Annotated in this window: 18 protein-coding genes, 1 tRNA gene and 1 riboswitch; of the genes, 3 read left to right on the forward strand and 16 right to left on the reverse strand. The window is 31.0% G+C overall.

Features of this window, described 5'->3' with window-relative positions; translation table 11 throughout:
• Nucleotides 1-9 precede the first annotated feature (9 nt).
• The 3 genes from FP421_RS06150 to FP421_RS06160 all read left to right on the forward strand — a co-directional run bounded on the left by FP421_RS06150 (nt 10) and on the right by FP421_RS06160 (nt 2,172).
• On the forward strand, nt 10-987 hold the full coding sequence (locus FP421_RS06150; protein WP_159948666.1) for a hypothetical protein: 978 nt from the start codon (nt 10-12) through the stop codon (nt 985-987).
• Nucleotides 988-1,063: 76 nt separating this feature from the next.
• Nucleotides 1,064-1,324 (forward strand): helix-turn-helix domain-containing protein, encoded by a 261-nt coding sequence (locus FP421_RS06155; RefSeq protein WP_159948668.1) that lies wholly within the window; start codon nt 1,064-1,066, stop codon nt 1,322-1,324.
• A complete protein-coding gene (locus FP421_RS06160; protein WP_159948670.1) occupies nt 1,324-2,172 on the forward strand; it encodes a hypothetical protein in 849 nt (282 codons plus the stop codon). The genes FP421_RS06155 and FP421_RS06160 overlap by 1 nt, the downstream gene beginning before the upstream one ends.
• A 418-nt stretch (nt 2,173-2,590) precedes the next feature.
• Here FP421_RS06160 and FP421_RS06165 read toward each other — a convergent pair.
• The 16 genes from FP421_RS06165 to FP421_RS06240 form a co-directional block, all read right to left on the reverse strand.
• Nucleotides 2,591-2,664, reverse strand: a tRNA-Asp gene (locus tag FP421_RS06165).
• A gap of 62 nt (nt 2,665-2,726) precedes the next feature.
• Nucleotides 2,727-3,647 (reverse strand): DUF58 domain-containing protein, encoded by a 921-nt coding sequence (locus FP421_RS06170; protein WP_159948672.1) that lies wholly within the window; start codon nt 3,645-3,647, stop codon nt 2,727-2,729.
• A gap of 2 nt (nt 3,648-3,649) precedes the next feature.
• Nucleotides 3,650-6,208, reverse strand: a complete 2,559-nt coding sequence (locus FP421_RS06175) for a M1 family metallopeptidase (protein WP_159948674.1) — start codon at nt 6,206-6,208, stop codon at nt 3,650-3,652.
• Between the two features lie 228 nt (nt 6,209-6,436).
• The gene (gene trxA, locus FP421_RS06180) at nt 6,437-6,754 is read right to left on the reverse strand and encodes a thioredoxin (protein ID WP_159948676.1); all 318 of its coding nucleotides are present in this window, start codon (nt 6,752-6,754) and stop codon (nt 6,437-6,439) included.
• 123 nt (nt 6,755-6,877) lie between these two features.
• Nucleotides 6,878-7,834, reverse strand: a complete 957-nt coding sequence (metF, locus tag FP421_RS06185) for a methylenetetrahydrofolate reductase [NAD(P)H] (RefSeq protein WP_159948678.1) — start codon at nt 7,832-7,834, stop codon at nt 6,878-6,880.
• A gap of 161 nt (nt 7,835-7,995) precedes the next feature.
• Nucleotides 7,996-8,232 carry a hypothetical protein gene (locus FP421_RS06190; RefSeq protein WP_159948680.1) on the reverse strand — a complete coding sequence of 79 codons (237 nt, stop codon included), beginning with the start codon at nt 8,230-8,232 and terminating at the stop codon, nt 7,996-7,998.
• Nucleotides 8,233-8,235: 3 nt separating this feature from the next.
• Nucleotides 8,236-10,938 carry a methionine synthase gene (gene metH, locus FP421_RS06195; RefSeq protein ID WP_159948682.1) on the reverse strand — a complete coding sequence of 901 codons (2,703 nt, stop codon included), beginning with the start codon at nt 10,936-10,938 and terminating at the stop codon, nt 8,236-8,238.
• 2 nt (nt 10,939-10,940) lie between these two features.
• Nucleotides 10,941-11,294, reverse strand: coding sequence for a four helix bundle protein (locus tag FP421_RS06200; protein ID WP_159948684.1), 354 nt, complete (start codon nt 11,292-11,294; stop codon nt 10,941-10,943).
• 77 nt (nt 11,295-11,371) lie between these two features.
• Entirely contained in the window at nt 11,372-12,370 is a 999-nt protein-coding gene (locus tag FP421_RS06205; protein ID WP_159948686.1) for a homocysteine S-methyltransferase family protein, read from the reverse strand.
• A gap of 46 nt (nt 12,371-12,416) precedes the next feature.
• Nucleotides 12,417-12,520: riboswitch (SAM riboswitch) on the reverse strand.
• A 62-nt stretch (nt 12,521-12,582) separates the two neighbouring features.
• A complete protein-coding gene (gene cysM / locus FP421_RS06210) occupies nt 12,583-13,470 on the reverse strand; it encodes a cysteine synthase CysM (protein WP_159948688.1) in 888 nt (295 codons plus the stop codon).
• A gap of 4 nt (nt 13,471-13,474) precedes the next feature.
• Nucleotides 13,475-14,248 carry a serine O-acetyltransferase EpsC gene (gene epsC, locus FP421_RS06215; protein WP_159948690.1) on the reverse strand — a complete coding sequence of 258 codons (774 nt, stop codon included), beginning with the start codon at nt 14,246-14,248 and terminating at the stop codon, nt 13,475-13,477.
• Between the two features lie 9 nt (nt 14,249-14,257).
• Nucleotides 14,258-14,587 carry a 2Fe-2S iron-sulfur cluster-binding protein gene (locus tag FP421_RS06220; protein WP_159948692.1) on the reverse strand — a complete coding sequence of 110 codons (330 nt, stop codon included), beginning with the start codon at nt 14,585-14,587 and terminating at the stop codon, nt 14,258-14,260.
• 233 nt (nt 14,588-14,820) lie between these two features.
• Nucleotides 14,821-15,876 carry an NAD(P)/FAD-dependent oxidoreductase gene (locus FP421_RS06225; RefSeq protein WP_159948694.1) on the reverse strand — a complete coding sequence of 352 codons (1,056 nt, stop codon included), beginning with the start codon at nt 15,874-15,876 and terminating at the stop codon, nt 14,821-14,823.
• Nucleotides 15,877-15,959: 83 nt separating this feature from the next.
• The gene (locus FP421_RS06230; RefSeq protein ID WP_159948696.1) at nt 15,960-16,538 is read right to left on the reverse strand and encodes a precorrin-2 dehydrogenase/sirohydrochlorin ferrochelatase family protein; all 579 of its coding nucleotides are present in this window, start codon (nt 16,536-16,538) and stop codon (nt 15,960-15,962) included.
• On the reverse strand, nt 16,538-17,314 hold the full coding sequence (gene cobA / locus FP421_RS06235) for a uroporphyrinogen-III C-methyltransferase (RefSeq protein WP_159948910.1): 777 nt from the start codon (nt 17,312-17,314) through the stop codon (nt 16,538-16,540). The genes FP421_RS06230 and cobA overlap by 1 nt, the downstream gene beginning before the upstream one ends.
• A 5-nt stretch (nt 17,315-17,319) precedes the next feature.
• Nucleotides 17,320-19,422 (reverse strand): HEPN domain-containing protein, encoded by a 2,103-nt coding sequence (locus FP421_RS06240; RefSeq protein WP_159948698.1) that lies wholly within the window; start codon nt 19,420-19,422, stop codon nt 17,320-17,322.
• Between the last annotated feature and the right edge of the window lie 119 nt (nt 19,423-19,541).

Consider the following 19,541-nt stretch of genomic DNA (forward strand, 5'->3'; position numbering starts at 1 on the left):
TAAAAAGTTATGAAAGAATCAATAAAGGATTTAAACAAAATCTATGACGAGTATTCAAGAAAATATTTTACTCCAGAAATAGAAAGTTCTTTTCATAAACTTGGTAAATATTATGGTACTTATGATTTTATTAAACCTTTTTTAGAACCTCTTAAATTTGATGATATTGAGTTTTATATTTTAGATAGATACCTTGACACTTTTAGAGACAATTATAAAAATCATAGGATAGTAGATGAAAATTATAAGGTATTAAATGATAAAACTGTAATTGAGATTTTAAAAGAGTATGGCAAAGGGTTTCGTGAAAGTTATTTCAGCTACAAAAACCCACTTAGACCCCATATACCTAAAAATATTGATAGAAACAGAAAATTAATATCTAAAATTTACGATATTATAGCACACAAAGAACCTCAACCTTATGGAGTAATTTCGACTACTTTTCTTTCTAAAAACGAGATTACTATTCGCAAAATAATAGAGGATTTAGAAGAAAGCTATTATCATTCACAATTCTATCAAATAACCAAAAAAGACATATATGACGATGGATATAAAGGAGGTTTATTTTATAAGGCTTGGGAAATAATACTAGAGAATAGACCACTATTTAATGAGATTTTCAAAAAGAAAGCAGAACAAAATAGAAATTTTTATAGTCCTAAACCAAAAATAGAAAACAAAACAGTAGAAGTTAAAAAGGAAACTAAAATTATAGAAACCCCAGATTTATCAATAAAAGATATACCTAAATTTAATCTATTACAACGATTTTACCTTTTTAAACTACTAGGCTTAGAAACTTCCATACACCAACTAAAAACAGACATTCAAGGTTCAAAATACAAGGTATTAGCATCTATAATGGGTATTAGTCCAGATAATGCCAAAAAACTAATTTGCAACTCTTATAAGAAAGGTATTACAGAAAAAGACAAAGCAGAAGTAAAAGACTTTTTGTATCGAAATAAGATAGAATTATAACAAAGGGGTCAAAATTATACGACCCCTTTTTAGACCCTCACATTATTTGTATCAAACAATAAAAAATACGTTTGATATGAGATTAATACAAGTAACACCAGAAGAGTTAACGACGTTAGTAAATGACATTTTTGATAGTAAGTTTGAAATACTTTTAAACCATTTACAACCCACCACCAAAACAGAATATTTAAGCAAAAAAGAAACCAGTAAACTTTTAGGAGTCTCAATTGGTACTTTAGACAATTGGAGCAAAAACGGAATTTTAGAGCCTCTTTACATTGGTAATAGAGTTTTATACACCAGACAAGCTATTGACAATAAATTAAGTCAATAATGCCAGTTGACTTTATAAAAGCTAGATTGTTTAATGTTGACATACCTAAATTAATTAGTGATAAACGTTTTAAGCAAAGTGTAACATACAAAGAAGATGACTATGGCGAATGTTCAAGATTGATACTGGAGTATAAAAATTTAACAATTACTATCATTAAAAATAAGATTGTTATTTTAACTGGTAGCATCCATTATTTCTATAATGATGGCATCCACAATTACAACAATTTTACATTTACCAACTTAATAAATACACTAGATGAGGTTGCCAATTTATTAGAGATAGAATTGTATCAATTTAGATTACAAAATATAGAATTTGGGATTAATTTAAAGCTACCTTACAACGTTACTAACATAACCAACAACTTACTTATCCATAACCAAAAAGAGTTCTTAAAACCCTATCATTTTGATTATAAAGTTACCAAACATCAACGCTATTGGGTTAAAGTTTACAACAAAGGCAAACATTTTAATAGACCAGATAATATTTTAAGAGTAGAGTTAAAATATAAAAAAATGATAGACTTAAATAAAATAGGTTTATACACCCTTGAAGACTTAAAAAATAAAGACCTCCACCATCAACTTTTAGCCATTCTTTTAGACAAATGGAGCAAAGTATTGCTTTATGATTTTACGATTGACAAAAGCCAATTAAGACCACTTTATAAAAGCAAATCTTTGGAATATCAAAATCAAAACTATTGGTTAAACTTAACCAGTGTAGAAAGAACCAGACAAAAGAAATTACTACAAACTTTGTCTTTAGAATATGGAGCAAACACCCACCACCAAATAAGCACTTTAATAGAACATCAATACAAATCATTAATGATTTAAAAATGTATATGAATTAACTACTTATTATACTGGTTAAAACATATACAATTCTATAATTACCCCTACTCCTTATTAACCCCTTTTTACCGTTATAAAAACACTTCTATATTTTAAAAATCAGATTTGATTTAGAAACGCTAAAAAGAAAATTATTAATTGTTTTTCGCACGTTAAAAAAGAATGACAAATCTTGAAAAAAATTGAATAATCAAATTAGTTTAATTCAGTTAACTAAAAATCTACTTTAAATAAAAGATAGAATTAAAAATTAATTTTTATTAATTAATTAAATACTAAAAAATGAGAAATTAGAGACTTAAAAGTAAGTTTTTGACTTTATGTTGCCATTTATGTTGCCACTCTTAAAAACAAAAAATCCTTAACTTTCTAATAATTAGACTGTTAAGGATTTTTTAAGCGGTCTGGACGGGACTCGAACCCGCGACCCCCTGCGTGACAGGCAGGTATTCTAACCAGCTGAACTACCAGACCGTTGCTTATAGCGGATGCAAATATAATACAGATTTTTAGATAAGCAAATATAAAATTGAAATTTATTTAATTTTTTTTCGACTTACCAAATAAGATGTCAAAATTTCTTGATAACCATTTTTAATATCTACAGGAATATAATCTATCTGATATTGTAAACATTTATTTTTCAATTCTTTAAAATAATCAGAAATCATCTCCTTATACTTTTGCTGAATGTTTTCAGCATATACATTAATTTCAGACCCAGTTTCTACATCAACAAATTTTTTAGGAGAATTGTCATAATTAAATTCAAATTCAGTTTTTGCATCATAAGTATGAAACAAAACCACCTCATGTTTATTGTATTTTAAATGACGTAAAGCTTCAAAAAGTTCTGTATTTTCTTTTGTGGTCTGAAACATATCCGTAAATAAGAAAATTAAAGAACGTCTATGAATCTTCTCTGCTATTTCATGCAAATATTGATACGTTTCTGTAGTTGCTTTAGAAGAAGAAACTAACAATTTTTCCAATTGGTGCAATAACATTTTTCGATGACGCTCACTTCCTTTTTCTGGTGCATAATATTCGTAAGTATCTGCGTAAATACTTAAACCCACTGCATCTCTTTGACGCTTGAGCAACTCTATCATTGCAGCAGCTGCAACTGCAGAAAAACCAACTTTATTTAAACTATCTAAAGTTTGTTTTTTTACAATTGGATAATGCATAGATGCTGAATTATCAATAATAATATGACATCGTAAATTGGTTTCTTCTTCGTACTTTTTGGTATATAATTTTTCAGTTTTTGCAAATAATTTCCAATCGATATGACGTGTACTTTCTCCCTTATTATAGAGTTTATGCTCTGAAAATTCAACTGAAAAACCATGAAATGGACTTTTATGCATTCCTGTAATAAAACCTTCTACCACTTGTTTTGCTAACAAATCTAGGTTTTTGATTTCTGAGGACTGAACATTGGATAAATTCATATCTAATTTTTTATTTTTTGTGCTCTAACTAAATCGTCTGTGGTTTGATGTAACTTTTGCAACAAACTCTTTTTATAATCTGGGTTTTGTTCTAAAAAGTCTTGTACGATACTAAACGCTTCTTTTGACGAATAGTTTCCTATGGAACTCGCTAGCCAACCTTTTGGAAAGAAAATATCTCCTGTTAATTGCACTTCCTCTAGTTTTTCTAAAATTGATTTTAAATGCTTTACAGACGAATTTTGTCTTAAAGGATGATGTATATTATTTAATGCTGTTTGAACCCAAGACTCATTTGCTCTGTTTTCTTTTTGTAAAAGCGATTTCATAAAAACATCTCTTTCACTTTCATCAGAAGATAATGAAGGTAATAACCATTTAAAACGTTTTAATCTATCTGGATTAGAGATTCTTCCCTGTTGTTTTGCTAAAATTTCCGACGCTTTAGGATGATTTAAAACTGCCAACTTCATTGCTAAAGAAGTGTAGTCATTTTCGTTTAGATATAATTTTACTATAGATTTTTCTCTTGCCCATATTTGATACAATCTTTCTTTTCCTAAATCTGAAATTGCTATTGATTGATACAATCTGAAAATTGTTTTTTTAATATTAGAAGGTAACTCACTTTCTAAGATTTTAAATAAATCAATGTTGATTTTATCTTGCAATTTTATTTGAGGTTCTTTATTTAAAAAAGTCCAAAATATATTCTGAAGTCTTCCTGACAAATAATTCACAATCAACTCGTTTTTTTCAGATTGTATTGCTTCTAAAAAAACTTGAAAAGTTTGCAAAGGATCAACTTCTCCAATCAACATGTTTTCATACAAATTGATGAATTGATATCCTCTTGACACCTCGTTTTTAATTTCTTTATATGTGTTAATATTATCTTTATAAATTGGAAAAACACCATAACCAAATCCGTTTGTATTATACAACACTTGACCTGGTTTAAAATCTTTAGTTGCAGCAGTAATATCAAAAGATTTACCCATATTTTTTATTCCGATAATTTTTTGGTATCCTCTTTCGTCTATCAATTTTATTTTGAAGGATTGTGTCCAAATTTTACCAGAACCGTCTTCTGCTTTTTGATGAATGACAAACTTAGTAACATTCCCTTTTTCATTTGTTTCTATTTCTTCATAAAAAACAGGTCGCCCTGATGAATTTACCCAAACATCACTCCAAATTTTAATATCACCTGTTGATTTTTTATCAAAAATAGTCACCAACTCACTCCAATCTGCATTTGAATTTTGATAAGTTTTAATGTATTCTTGAATACCTTCTTGAAAAGCATCTTCACCTAACAAATACTCCAACTGACGCATCATAATAGGCGCTTTATTATAGATGATTCTTCCGTATAAAGAACCTGCATTTTTGAGATTATCTAAATGTTGACGAATAGCATTTGTGCCTTTTGTCCTGTCTTCTGAATACGCACTTGGATAATGAGACATCATAAAACTTAAGCTATGATTAATCTCAGGATAAACAGGATTTATAATTTTATCTGCCATAAAATTGGCAAAAACTTCTTTCATCCAAACATCGTTAAACCAACGCATGGTAACCAAGTCTCCAAACCACATGTGAGAAGTTTCGTGAGCAATTAATTTTGCTCTACTTAATTTTCTATTTTGAGTTGCATTCTTGTCTAAAAATAAAGATGATTGTCTGTATTGAATAGCACCAACATGCTCCATACCTCCATATTGAAATGGCGGAATTGCAGCAAAATCCATTTTTTGAAACGGAAATTTTACATCTGTATATTCTTCTAAGAAATCTAGTGCATTTTGATGAATTTTATACACTTCTCCCACACTTTCATCAATCTTTTCTTTGTTATTTTCTCTATATAAAAAACGCATATCAAAAGCACCAGGGTTTTTAGTTTCTTCTGTAAATTTTCCGGCTACAAAAGAGAATAAATAGGTACTCATTAAATCTGATGTTGCAAAAGTATGTTCTATAAAACCATCAATTTCTATTGCACTTTTTTCAGATGCACCTGATAATACTTTCCAGTCGTTGGGTGCCGTAATTCGTAAGTTGTACTTGGCTTTTATATCTGGCTGATCAAAACAAGGAAACAAAGTGCTTGCTCTATCTGGAACTAGTAAGGTATATAAGAATTCATCATTTCTATTTAATGATTGTTCTCCAGCATCAAAAAAGATTTCAACTGAATTTTTACCTAAATCTAGTTTTTTTTGATCAATTATTACATGTTCTTTCTGATGATTAATTTCTGAAATTACTCCATTTATCTTAACAGTTTTTATTTTTTTATTTTCTTCATTAAAATCTAAAAAAACATCATTTTTTAAATTATGAGTTATAAAATTGATTACTAATCTTGATGAAATTGGTTTTTCTTTTTCTTTGGGAATTTTAAAGTGTAGATTGTAAACAACATCAGAAATTTGTTGTTTTCTATATTTGGCTAATTCATATGAAATTCCTGTTTCTAATTTTAATTTTTCTTCTTTTTTATCACAAGAAATTATAAAAAGAAAAGCGATTAGAAATACTATTTTTTTCATTAATTAAGTTTTTTTCGATAATTATTATTAAATATCAACTATTTACAATTCGAATAAAAAGGAATTATTGTATGTAACAAAATGTTATATCAGCTCTAATAATTTTGTAAAGAATGAGTAAAATTTGTGAGGGTAACAAACATTCTAATTACAAGAATACTGAACTCCTAAAATAAAAAAAGGTTTGACGTTAGCCAAACCTTAATTACTTTATAAATTGTTAAACTACTATAATGCAGCATCAATTTTACCTGTATACACATTTTTAGGTGCAACACCTACTTGCTTGTCTACTACTTCTCCTCCTTTAAAGATTAAAACTGTTGGTATATTTCTTACACCATATTTTGCAGCAAATTCTTGGTTTGCATCAACATCAACCTTACCTACTACTGCTTTACCATCATATTCTGTGTGAATTTCGTCAACAATTGGTCCAACCATTCTACAAGGTCCACACCAAGCTGCCCAAAAATCTACTAATACTGGTTTGTCTGATTTTAATACAACTTCTTCGAAAGTTGCATCTGTTATTTCTAATGCCATTTATATATTATTTAATGTTATTTTAATGATTCTGATAGACAAAAGTAAACATTTTATTTACTTATTAAATTTTTAAAAAATTACTTTTTACTATCTGTCTATCAATTGTTCTTATGCTTAGTATTAAAATAACTCAGAAGCAATGGCATGAATGTTATCACTTTTACCCATAGAATAATAGTGTAACACAGGTACTCCTGCAGCTAATAATTCTCTTGATTGTTGAATAGCAAACTCTATACCAACTTGTCTTACAGCCTTATTATCTTTACATCCATCTACTGCATCAATTAAATCTTGAGGTAAATCTATTTTAAAAACTTGAGGTAAAATATGTAAATGTCTTTTTACTGCTAATGGCTTGATTCCTGGAATAATAGGAACATTAATTCCAATTTCTTTTGCAGCTTTTACAAATTCAAAATATTTAATATTGTCAAAAAACATTTGTGTTACTACATAATCTGCTCCTGCATCTACTTTTTCTTTTAATCTTCTTAAATCTGATACTAAAGAAGGAGCTTCCATATGTTTTTCTGGATAACCAGCAACACCAATACAAAAATCTGAATGATGTTCTACTTGAACATCATCATGTAAATATTGGCCTTTATTTAAGTTAGCAACTTGTGTAACCAAATCACTTGCAAAAGCATTTCCTCCTTTTACAGGTGTAAAATAAGGCTCATCTTTCATAGCATCTCCACGTAACGCCATGACATTATCTAATCCTAAATAATGGCAATCTACCAAAACGTATTCTGTTTCTTCTTTGGTAAAACCTCCACATAGTAAATGCGGAATTGCATCTACTTTATATTTATGCATAATAGACGCACAAATACCAACAGTTCCTGGACGCATTCTGGTAATTCTCTTATCTAAAAGCCCATTTCCTTTATCTAAATAAACATACTCTTCTCTAGAAGTTGTAACGTCTATAAAAGGCGGATTAAACTCCATTAAAGGATCTATATTATTATATAAATCTTGAATATTTTTTCCTTTTTTTGGCGGAATTACTTCAAAAGAAAATAAAGTTTTTCCGTTTGCATTTTTAATATGATCTGTTACTTTCATTTAATTTAGTTGTTCGTTTTTGGTTGTTCGTTTTTGGTAAAAATAAACCTCAACATTGCAACTTTAAACATATTTATTTGGGCGTTACCACAAGGGTCGCGCTTTTCGTTTTATCTTTTTTATCGTTCCTCAAAAAAAGGATGTCACTGCAATCGCTAACGCTACTTACTTAGCAGCTTTTTTACATCTTCAAAGTCTTCTTTATATTCCCAATAAATCCATCTTCCATCTACATAATCTGTCAAAATATATTTTTCGCTCAAAGATTTAATTCTAGAAACTGCAATTAATTTCTTTCCAAAATTCTCTGCAGGAACATGTACAATAATCTCTTTATTATTTTTATCATAACCATGAGAAATAATGTAACTTCCTAATGTTAATTCTAAAAACTCCATATTTTATTGATCTGCAATATTTGGGTGCAACCATTTTCTTGCTTTCTCTTTTGTAATTCCTTTACGTTCAGAATAATCTGTTATTTGATCATCAGTAATTTTACCCAAACCAAAATATTTAGCTTCTTTATTGGCAAAATAATATCCAGAAACTGCAGCTGCTGGCCACATGGCTAAACTTTCTGTTAAGCTAACTCCTATTTGATTTTCGACATCTAACAAACTCCAAATGGTTTCTTTTTCTAAATGATCTGGACATGCAGGATAACCTGGAGCAGGACGAATACCTTTGTAAGTTTCTTTTATTAAATCTTCATTGGTTAAAAATTCATCTTCAGCATAACCCCAATGTTTTATTCTTATTTGTTTGTGTAAATATTCTGCAAATGCTTCTGCAAACCTATCAGCTATAGCTTGCGCCATAATTGCATTATAATCATCTTCTTTTGCTTTGTAACTGTCTGCTAATTCTTGTGCGCCAAAAATAGCTACACAAAATGCACCTACATAATCTGTTTTTTCTGTTTCTTTTGGTGCAATAAAATCTGCTAATGCTAAATTGGGGATTCCTTCTCTTTTCTTTAATTGCTGACGTAAAGTTCTAAAAACTGCTACTTCTTTTCCTTTTTTCTGAACAGAAATATCATCGTTATGAATTGAATTTGCTTCAAATAAACCAAATATTGCTTTTGGTTTTAAAAGTTGCTTTGCAATGATTTCATCAATCATTACTTGTGCTTCTTTATACATTATTGAAGCTTGTTCTCCAACTACTTTATCAGTTAGAATAGCTGGAAATTTACCGTGTAAATCCCAACTTCTAAAAAATGGACTCCAATCAATAAACGGAACCAATTCTTTTAAACTTAGTTGTTCTAATGTTTGAATCCCTAATTCTCTAGGTTTTATAATTTCTGAAGTTTCCCAGTCGATTTTGTATTTACGTTTGCGAGCTTCATCTATGGAGATATATGATTTTTCTTTCCCTCGTTTTAAAAACTTGGTTCTAAATTCGTCATAATCTTTTTTCAGTTTTGCAACGTAATCATTATTGGTTTTCTTATTTAACAAATCTCCAACCACAGTTACAGCTCTTGAGGCATCATTAACATGCACCACAGCATTATTGTATTGTGTATCTATTTTTACTGCTGTATGTGCTTTAGAAGTTGTTGCCCCACCAATTAATAAAGGTACTTCAAAATTTTGACGTTGCATTTCTTTGGCTAAATACACCATTTCATCTAAGGATGGTGTTATCAAACCACTTAAACCAATAGCATCTACTCTTTCATCTATAGCAGTTTGTATAATTTTTTCTGGAGGAACCATCACACCTAAATCTACAATTTCGTAGTTATTACATGCCAAAACAACACTCACAATATTTTTACCAATATCATGCACATCCCCTTTAACAGTTGCCATTAAAATTTTACCAACGGGTTCTGATTTGTCAGATTTTTCAGCCTCAATAAATGGGTTTAGATATGCAACAGCTTTTTTCATCACCCTTGCGGATTTTACCACTTGAGGTAAAAACATTTTTCCTGCTCCAAATAAATCGCCTACCACATTCATACCAATCATTAAATGACCTTCTATGACTTCTATAGGTGCATCAGCTTCTTGTCTTGCTTGCTCTACATCTTCTATAATAAAAGCATCAATACCTTTTACTAAGGCATGTGTAATTTTTTCTTGCAATGAATTTTCTCTCCAAGATAAATCTGCACCAGCTTCTTTTTTAGAACCTTTTACAGTTTCTGCAAAATCTAATAAACGTTCAGTGGCATCTTCTCTTCTATCTAAAATCACGTCTTCTACGTGCTCTAATAAATCTTTTGGAATATCATCATAAACCTCTAACAAAGCGGGATTAACAATTCCCATATTCATTCCGTTTTTTATGGCATGATATAAAAACACAGAGTGCATTGCTTCTCGAACACCATTGTTTCCTCTAAACGAAAATGACACGTTACTTACACCACCACTTACAGAAACATTAGGTAAATTTTCTCTTACCCATTTTGTAGCTTCTATAAAATCGATAGCGTTTCTTTTGTGTTCATCCATTCCTGTTGCTACAGGAAAAATGTTTAAATCGAAAATAATATCCTCACTAGGAAAGCCGACTTTGTTCACTAAAACATCATAAGATCTTTGTGAAATTTCTATACGTCTTTCATAATTATCTGCTTGACCAACTTCGTCAAAAGCCATTACAATTACTGCTGCACCATAACGTTTTATTTGTTTGGCTTCCCAAATAAATTTTTCTTCTCCTTCTTTTAAAGAAATGGAGTTTACCACACATTTTCCTTGTACAACTTGCAGTCCAGCTTCTATGATTTCCCACTTAGAACTGTCAATCATAATTGGAACTCTACAAATATCTGGTTCTGCAGCAATTAAATTTAAAAAACGAACCATGGCTTCTTTTCCATCTATTAAGCCATCATCAAAATTAATATCGATAATTTGTGCACCACCATCTACTTGATGTCTTGCAATATCTAAAGCCTCGTCAAATTTTTCTTCTTTAATTAAACGTAAAAACTTACGAGAACCTGCAACATTTGTTCGTTCTCCAACGTTTATAAAATTGCTGTTTTTGTTTAGAACTAGGGGTTCTAATCCAGACAATTTCATGTAACGTTTTTGGTTGATAGTTATTGGTTGTTGGTTCTTGGTCTCACTCATACTTATAATTTTTTATAATAATTGATAAAACCATTTAATAATTTCTTGCATGAAATCACTTTTTCTAAAATATTTTTTAAATCTTCCTTTGACATATAACCTAAATCAAAGGATAAATACAATTGTGTTTCTACTTCTTGTAAAGAACCTTTAGCTATAAATAAAAAATGAATAGTTTCCTTATTTGACTGTCTCCCAATTCCTTCTGCTATATTTGAAGGAACAGAAACAGCACATCTTCTTACTTTATTTGTTAATCCATACATTTCTTCTTTTGGGTATTTCTTTGTTAAGAGATATACTTCTTTTACAAGTCCTCTTGAATATTTCCAAACATCTAAATCTGTATAATTCATCTTTTGGTTTTTAGTTAATAGTTTATGGTTATTAGACTTACTCTTTAATTAGTTTATATTTGACAAACAACCAAAAACTAAAAACCACCAACCAACCTAGGTTTATATTTTGCTGCAATACTTGCGATAACTCTAATGTGTTCTGGACTTGTACCACAACAACCACCAATAATATTAATTAAATTTTTCTTTAAATATTCTTCTATTTGCTCGCCCATTTCTTCTGGAGTTTCATCATACTCGCCAAAAGCATTTGGCAAACCTGCATTGGGATGAGCAGAAATTGCAAAGTTTGTTTTATTAGCAATTGCTTCTAAATGAGGTTGTAATAAATTTGCTCCTAAAGCACAGTTAAATCCAACAGATAATAAAGGAATATGAGAAACAGAAATTAAAAAAGCTTCTGCTGTTTGCCCTGACAATGTTCTACCAGAAGCATCTGTAATGGTACCACTTAACATGGTTGGAACCTCTATATTTCTTTCATCTTTTACTTCTTCTATAGCAAATAAAGCTGCTTTAGCATTTAAAGTATCAAATACAGTTTCTACCAACAATAAATCTGCACCACCATCTAATAAGGCTTCAGCTTGTTGTTTATAAGCAATTCTTAATTCATCAAAAGTAACTGCTCTATACCCAGGATCATTTACATCTGGAGACATGCTTGCAGTTCTGTTGGTTGGTCCCATAGAACCCGCTACAAAACGAGGTTTGTGTGGTTCTTTTGCAGTGAATTCATCAGCAACCTCTTTGGCTATTTTTGCAGACTGATAGTTGAGTTCATATACCAAATCTTCCATTTGATAATCTGCCATTGCTATTGTAGTTCCTGAAAAGGTGTTAGTTTCTACAATATCTGCACCTGCTTCAAAATATTTACCGTGTATGGTTTTGATAGCTTCTGGTTGTGTTATTGACAATAAATCATTATTACCTTGCAGAGGTGTTGTATAATCTTTAAAGCGCTCTCCTCTAAAATCTTCTTCAGTGAATTTGTAAGCTTGTAGCATGGTACCCATTGCACCATCTAAGACTAAAATTCTTTCTTGTAAAGCTTTATGTATGTTTGACATATTTTATTTTTCTTTAATATGTCATCAGGAAAAGTGAAATTTTTCGCTGTTATCTTTCAAGTAAATCTTGTAGAAAGTAGCACCTTTCTCAAAAACGAGAGGTTGCCAAGGTTTCACAGGGTCTATTCCCTCAACCTTTCGTGATAACATATTAATAAGTTTATGAACCAAATTCGAGACAAAGTAACGAACTTTTTTTTTTATTTTATAATTTATTCAAAGATATCTGATGATAAGTATCTGTCTCCTCTATCACATATTATAGCCACAACAACACCTTTATCTATTGAATTGGCAATTTTTATAGCTGTAGCTACTGAACCTCCACTACTCATTCCTGAAAAAATTCCTTCTTCTTGTGCCAAACGAATGGTCATTGCTTTAGCTTCTTCTTCACTAACTTCTAAAACTTGATCTATTTTGTTTGCCTTAAAAATTGCAGGTAAATATTCTTCTGGCCATTTTCTGATTCCTGGGATTTTAGCACCATCTTTTGGTTGTGCTCCAATAATTTGAATATTTTCATTCTTTCCTTTTAAAAAGTCTGAAACACCTGTAATAGTTCCTGTAGTACCCATTGCTGAGACAAAATGGGTTACTTGACCTTCTGTATCTCTCCAAATTTCTGGACCTGTAGTGTTGTAATGTGCTTTTGGATTATCGAAATTATCAAACTGATTTAATCTAAAATATCCTTTTTTATATTTTAACTTTAAAGCGTGATCAATTGCACCTTCCATTCCTTTATCAGCAGGTGTTAAAATTACTTTTGCACCATAAGCACGCATTGTTTTTACACGTTCAATGGTTGAATTTTCTGGCATAGTAATCACCATATTTACTCCTAATACTTTAGCCATTAACGCTAAAGCAATTCCTGTATTTCCACTAGTTGCCTCAACTAAAGTATCACCTTTTTTTATGTTTTTTCTTTTGATTGCCTCAGAAATCATATAATAAGCAGCTCTATCTTTAACACTTCCTCCTGGATTATTTCCTTCTAACTTTAACAATAATGTTACTCCGTCTTTTTGAAATATATTTTGAGCTTCCACTAAAGGAGTATTTCCAACAAAATCTATAATACTTTTAGTTTTCATCTTTCTATTTTCTCTTTTGAAATATTTTATTTTCTGATTGTACTGTAACCACAGAATTTTCTGATACTGATTCTGTAATGCATACATTTGCACCGATTACAGAATTTGCACCTATAACAACATCACCTCCTAAAATAGTGGCATTTGCATAAATAACCACTCCGTTTTCTATGGTTGGATGTCTTTTGGTTGATGCTAAACTTTTCTTTACTTGAATTCCACCTAAGGTAACACCCTGAAAAATTTGTACATCATTCTTTATGATGGTAGTTTCTCCAATTACAATTCCTGTTGCATGATCTATAAAAAAAGAATCCCCTATTTCTGCTCCTGGATGAATATCTGTACCTGTTGTACTGTGTGCAAACTCGCTCATCATTCTTGGTAAAATAGGCACTTCTAATTGCAACAATTGATGACTTAAACGATGAACAGCAATAGCGTAAAAACCGGGATATGCTAAATACACTTCTTCTAAACTTTTAGAAGCTGGATCATTTTTATGAGCAGCTTGTGCATCTAAATCCAATTTTTTTCTTATTTCTGTAAAATGACTTTCATAAGAACACCAAATTTCTTCACCGTTCTCAATTGACAGTCTTTCTAAAATCTTTAGGAACTGTGCTTTAGTTTTTGCCCCACTTTCTGACAAATGATTTACATCGAACAAATTATTGATTAATTGTTTTGTAAAAGATGCAACTGCATCTCGCAAACACATGCTGTAGTTTTTAAAACTAACCAATTGTTTTGTTTTTATTTGTTCTGTTTGTTCCATGATATCACCTTAACTTTCTGGTGCTAATTCTACTTCTAAACCATCCATTTCTGGAGTCATTTGTATTTGACAACCTAACCTACTATTGTCTTCTACATTAAATGCTTCTGCTAACATCGCATCTTCATCATCTGTCATTTCTGGTAATTCGTGATTAGATTTTACATAACATTGACATGATGCACACATAGCCATACCTCCACAAATACCGATAGTTCCTTCTTCTGCTAATTCGTAAGAACGTACCACTTCCATGAGGTTCATTGCCATATCTGTAGGTGCTACAACTTCGTGCGTCTCACCATTTCTGTCTGTTATTTTTATATTGATGTCTTGCATCTATCTATTTTCATTATTTATGTTGTCTGCAAATTTATACAAACCTAACAAATTTACACTTAGATTGTTCCTAAATAAACAAGAAAGCCTTTAAGGTTTAAATTCGCAATTAATTGCAATAAATCTATAGGCTTTAGACAAGTCTAGCCCAGATTGAAGTATTTGTTTGAGCTCTTTTTGCTTTTTGGAGCAAAAAAGCGAGTACTGAAAGCTGGAAATAGCTTCTAAAAAAATTACTGAATTGCTTTTACAACTGCTTTTGGTGCTTCTTTTTTTGTTCCATCAAAACCCTGAACGCCACCAACTGTGGTATATTTCATTACATATTTTTTATCTGGAAATATTCTCTTGTATGCACTTTGGCACATTAATGTAGCCTCGTGGAAACCACAAAGAATCAGTTTTAATTTCCCTGGATATGTATTTACGTCACCAATTGCATAAATTCCTGGAATATTGGTTTGATAATCTAACGCATTATTTACTTTAATGGCGTTCTTCTCAATTTCTAATCCCCAGTTACCAATTGGCCCTAATTTTGGAGACAATCCGAATAATGGAATAAAGTGATCTGTATCAATAATAAAAGCATCTTCACCTTTTTTCTCAACTGCAACACCTGTAACTTTATCTGTACCAATAATTCCTTTTACTTCTGCTGGAGTAATGATATTAATCTTTCCTAGATTTTTTAATTCTTGTGCCTTTTCTACAGAGTCTAAAGCACCTCTAAACTCATTTCTTCTATGAATTAAGGTTACTTCTGATGCTACATCTGACAAGAAAATTGCCCAGTCTAAAGCTGAATCTCCACCACCAGAAATTACTACTTTTTTATCTCTATACAATTCTGGTTCTTTAATGATATACTCAACCCCTTTATCTTCAAAATCTGCAATATTAGAAATCAATGGTTTTCTTGGTTCAAAAGAACCTAAACCACCTGCAATTGCAACTACTTTTGCGTGATGTTTTGTTCCTTTATTTGTGGTAACAATAAAAGTACCATCATCTTGTTTGTCTATTGTATCAGCACGTTCTCCTAAAGTAAAACCAGGTTCAAATTGTTTGATTTGCTCCATTAATTTATGTGTTAAATCTCCTGCTAAAATCTCTGGATACGCTGGTATATCATAAATTGGTTTCTTTGGATATATCTCTGAACACTGACCACCTGGTTGTGGTAACGCATCAATTAAATGGCACTTTAACTTTAATAAACCCGCTTCAAAAACTGTAAATAATCCTGTTGGTCCTGCTCCGATAATTAGAATATCTGTTTGTATCATTTCTATTTAAAATTTGTCATTTTGAGATTTCTCGATATATTTTTTTCATTCTTCAAAAAACACTCGAAATGACAGTTATTCTTCTACTTTTTTTCTACTAAACTTTTTGTGAACTCATTTAATTGTTCCACTTTCTCCTCAAAGTTTCCTTTGATGGTTTTTCTATATTCATTTAAATTCTGTACTAAATCGTCGATATTTTCTGGAATTACTTCCTCGAAAAATTGACGTAATCTTTTGGCTGTTGTTGGCGATTTTCCGTTGGTAGAAATTGCCACCTTTACGTTTCCTTTCGTTACAATTCCGCCCATATAAAAATCGCAATACGGTGGATTATCAGCAACATTTACCAATTTAGCTTCTGCTCTACAATCTTTCCAAACTTGTACATTTACTTCAGGGATATCTGTAGTTGCCACCACAATGTGTCTTCCGTCTAAGTATTTTTTATGATATACGTCTTTAATCAATGTAACACAGCCTTTTTTTGCTAAAGCAATTGTTCCTTCTCTAAACATTGGTGAAACCATGGTTACTTTTGCATCTGGACTCGATTTTAATAAGAACGTTAGTTTTTCTTCTGCAACAAATCCTCCACCTATAATTAGAAAGTTTAAGTTTTTTGCTTTTAAGAAAATTGGATATAAATTATTTCTTTCCATTACACCAAACCTCTTAAATCATTCTCATAAAACTCGTGTAATTCTAAAATACTTTGACGATGATTTACAACTTCACCTAACAAAATAATCGCAGGATTTCTCAACTCATTTTCTGCAACAATATGTTCTATAGTATCAACAGTTCCAATTCCGATTTTTTCATCTGTTCTTGTTCCGTTTTGAATAATAGCAACAGGTAAATCATTTTTACCCTCTGCCTGAAACAATTTTACAATTTGTGGCAATTTGCTCATTCCCATCAACACAACTACTGTTGCATTAGATTTTGCTGCTAGCTTGATATCTTCTGATATTTTATGTTCTTTGGTTGTGCCTGTAATTACCCAAAAACTTTCTGAACTTCCTCTTTTGGTAACTGGTATATTTTGATTGGCAGCTACTGCCATTGATGATGAAATACCAGGAACCATAGCAACTTCTACTCCAAAATTTGCAGCGTATTCCATTTCTTCTGCACCTCTACCAAAAATAAAAGGATCTCCTCCTTTTAAGCGAACCACGTGTCCATTTGAATTTGCTCGAGCAACAATCAATTCGTTGATTTGTTCTTGTTGATATTTATAACAACCTCTTCGTTTTCCAACAAAAATTTGTTCTGCTTCTGGGTTGATATAATTTAACAATTCTTCGTTTACCAAAGCATCATATAATACCACATCAGCAGATTTTAATACTTTAATTGCTTTTACTGTGATTAAATCTACATCTCCAGGTCCTGCACCTACAACTGTTAATTTTGGGATTTTAAAATTCATCATTTTTAGATTACGCTTTCAACAAAAGTATTAGATAGCTCTCTAAATCTTTTCACTTTTTCTAACAATTTTGCAGAATCATTGATATATTGTGAACAAAATTCTTTTGTTGGTGCGTTTTTATTAATTTGATAAATTAACTCACTAAAAGATGTATTTAACTCAATCTTACCTGAAGCGATAAATAACTCATCAAACTGCTTTATAATTCCTGCGTGTGTATTTGTCTTTTTATTTTCAGCCAGTAACATCGCTTTTGCTGTATTTACCAAAGATTGGTATGCATAATAAATGGCTCCTGAATACACTTTATTTTCATAAGCCTTTCTTGCGTTATCAATTTTCTCTTCGCTCTCTAAAAATAAGGTTGCAATTAAATCGATAACAACACCTGCACATTCACCAACTCCAATTGCTTTTACATACTTTTCTTCTTCACCCCAATCAATAAAATCTTCTTGAGTTAAGTTGGTTACATCCTGTAAATCTTGTAAGAAATTATAAAAATATTTTTCTCCTTTTTCTTTATAGTATTCAACAAACTGTTTTCCGTTTGCATTGGCTTCAAAATCATTAAAGATTCTTCGCAATGCCTCTGGTCCTCTTCTACTTGGCACTTTTACAACTTTATCTGCAAAAACCGCATTTCCATCACCTAAATTTCCTCCGCCAAGTAAAACTTGTAAAGCTGGTGCAACTAGTTTATCCTTAGTTCTTACAGTCATTCCTTGAAAACCAATATTAGCCATATTGTGCTGCCCACAAGCATTCATACATCCACTTATTTTTATCACCAAATCTTGGTTTTCTAAATACTGAGGATATTCTGCAGCAATCACTCTTTCTAACTCCTCTGCAATTCCTGTACTACTTGCAATACCTAAATTACACGTATCTGTACCTGGACAAGCTGTAATATCTACTGCTTTGTTATAACCTGCTTCTACAAATCCTAATTTTTCTAACTCTTGATAGAAATAAGGCACTAAATCTTCCTTAACAAAAGGAATTACAATATTCTGACGTAATGTTAATCTTACTTCTCCAGCTGCGTATTCATCTACTAAATTAGCTAATAATCTTGCTTTGTCTGTGTAAAAATCACCCAATAAAACTTTAATTCCGATGGCAACATAACCTTCTTGCTTTTGCGGAATTAAGTTTGTTGATTTCCATAATTCAAATGCTTTTTGATCTTTGATTGAAACTTCAGGAATTTCAACAGAAACTGGTTCTGATGGAACGTAACTATCTGCATCAATTGCTACACTTTTGAATTCTATTGCTTTCTGTTCTTGTGCAATCAATTCTCTAAAAGCATCTAAACCAATATCTTTTAATAAGAATTTCATTCTAGCTTTGGCTCTACTTTTACGTTCACCATATCTATCAAAAATTCTTAAAACACCTTCCATAACTGGAATGATTTTATCTGATGGTAAAAAATCATACAAAACATCTGCGTGTCTAGGTTGAGAACCTAAACCACCACCAACCATTACTTTAAAACCTCTTACACCATCTTGAATTTTAGCAATGTAGCCTAAATCGTGCATATAAGACAAGCCAGTATCTTCATCTGAAGAAGAAAAAGAAACTTTGAATTTACGCCCCATTTCTTGACAAATTGGATTACGTAAAAAGAATTTATACAATGCATCTGCATAAGGAGAAACATCAAAAGGCTCGTTTACATCAATCCCTGCAGTTTCTGACGCAGTTACATTTCTAACCACATTACCACAAGCTTCTCTTAAGGTAACATCATCTTTTTCTAATTCTGCCCACAACTCTGGAGTTCTGTTTAAGTCTACATAGTGAATTTGAATATCTTGACGTGTTGTAATGTGCAATCTTCCTCTTGAATATTCATCTGAAACAGCAGCAATTCTATTTAACTGATTTGTTTTTAGTTTTCCATAAGGTACTTTAATACGAATCATTTGAACGCCTTCTTGACGCTGACCGTAAACACCTCTTGCTAAACGTAAACTTCTAAATTTTTCTTCGTCAATTTGTAGGTTATTGAATGCAGCAATTTTATCAGCCAACTCAATAATATCTTTTTCTACAACTGGATTTTCTATTTCTGTTCTAAAACTTTGCATTTTATACCCCATCCTAACCTTCCTAAGAGGAAGGGATTCTTACTTGGGTGTAAGAATACTGTTATTTATTTTCTTTATATCCTATAGGGTTAATAGATTTAATCAAAATAATCTTTATA

Source organism: Polaribacter septentrionalilitoris, assembly GCF_009832745.1.
Lineage (GTDB): Bacteria > Bacteroidota > Bacteroidia > Flavobacteriales > Flavobacteriaceae > Polaribacter > Polaribacter septentrionalilitoris.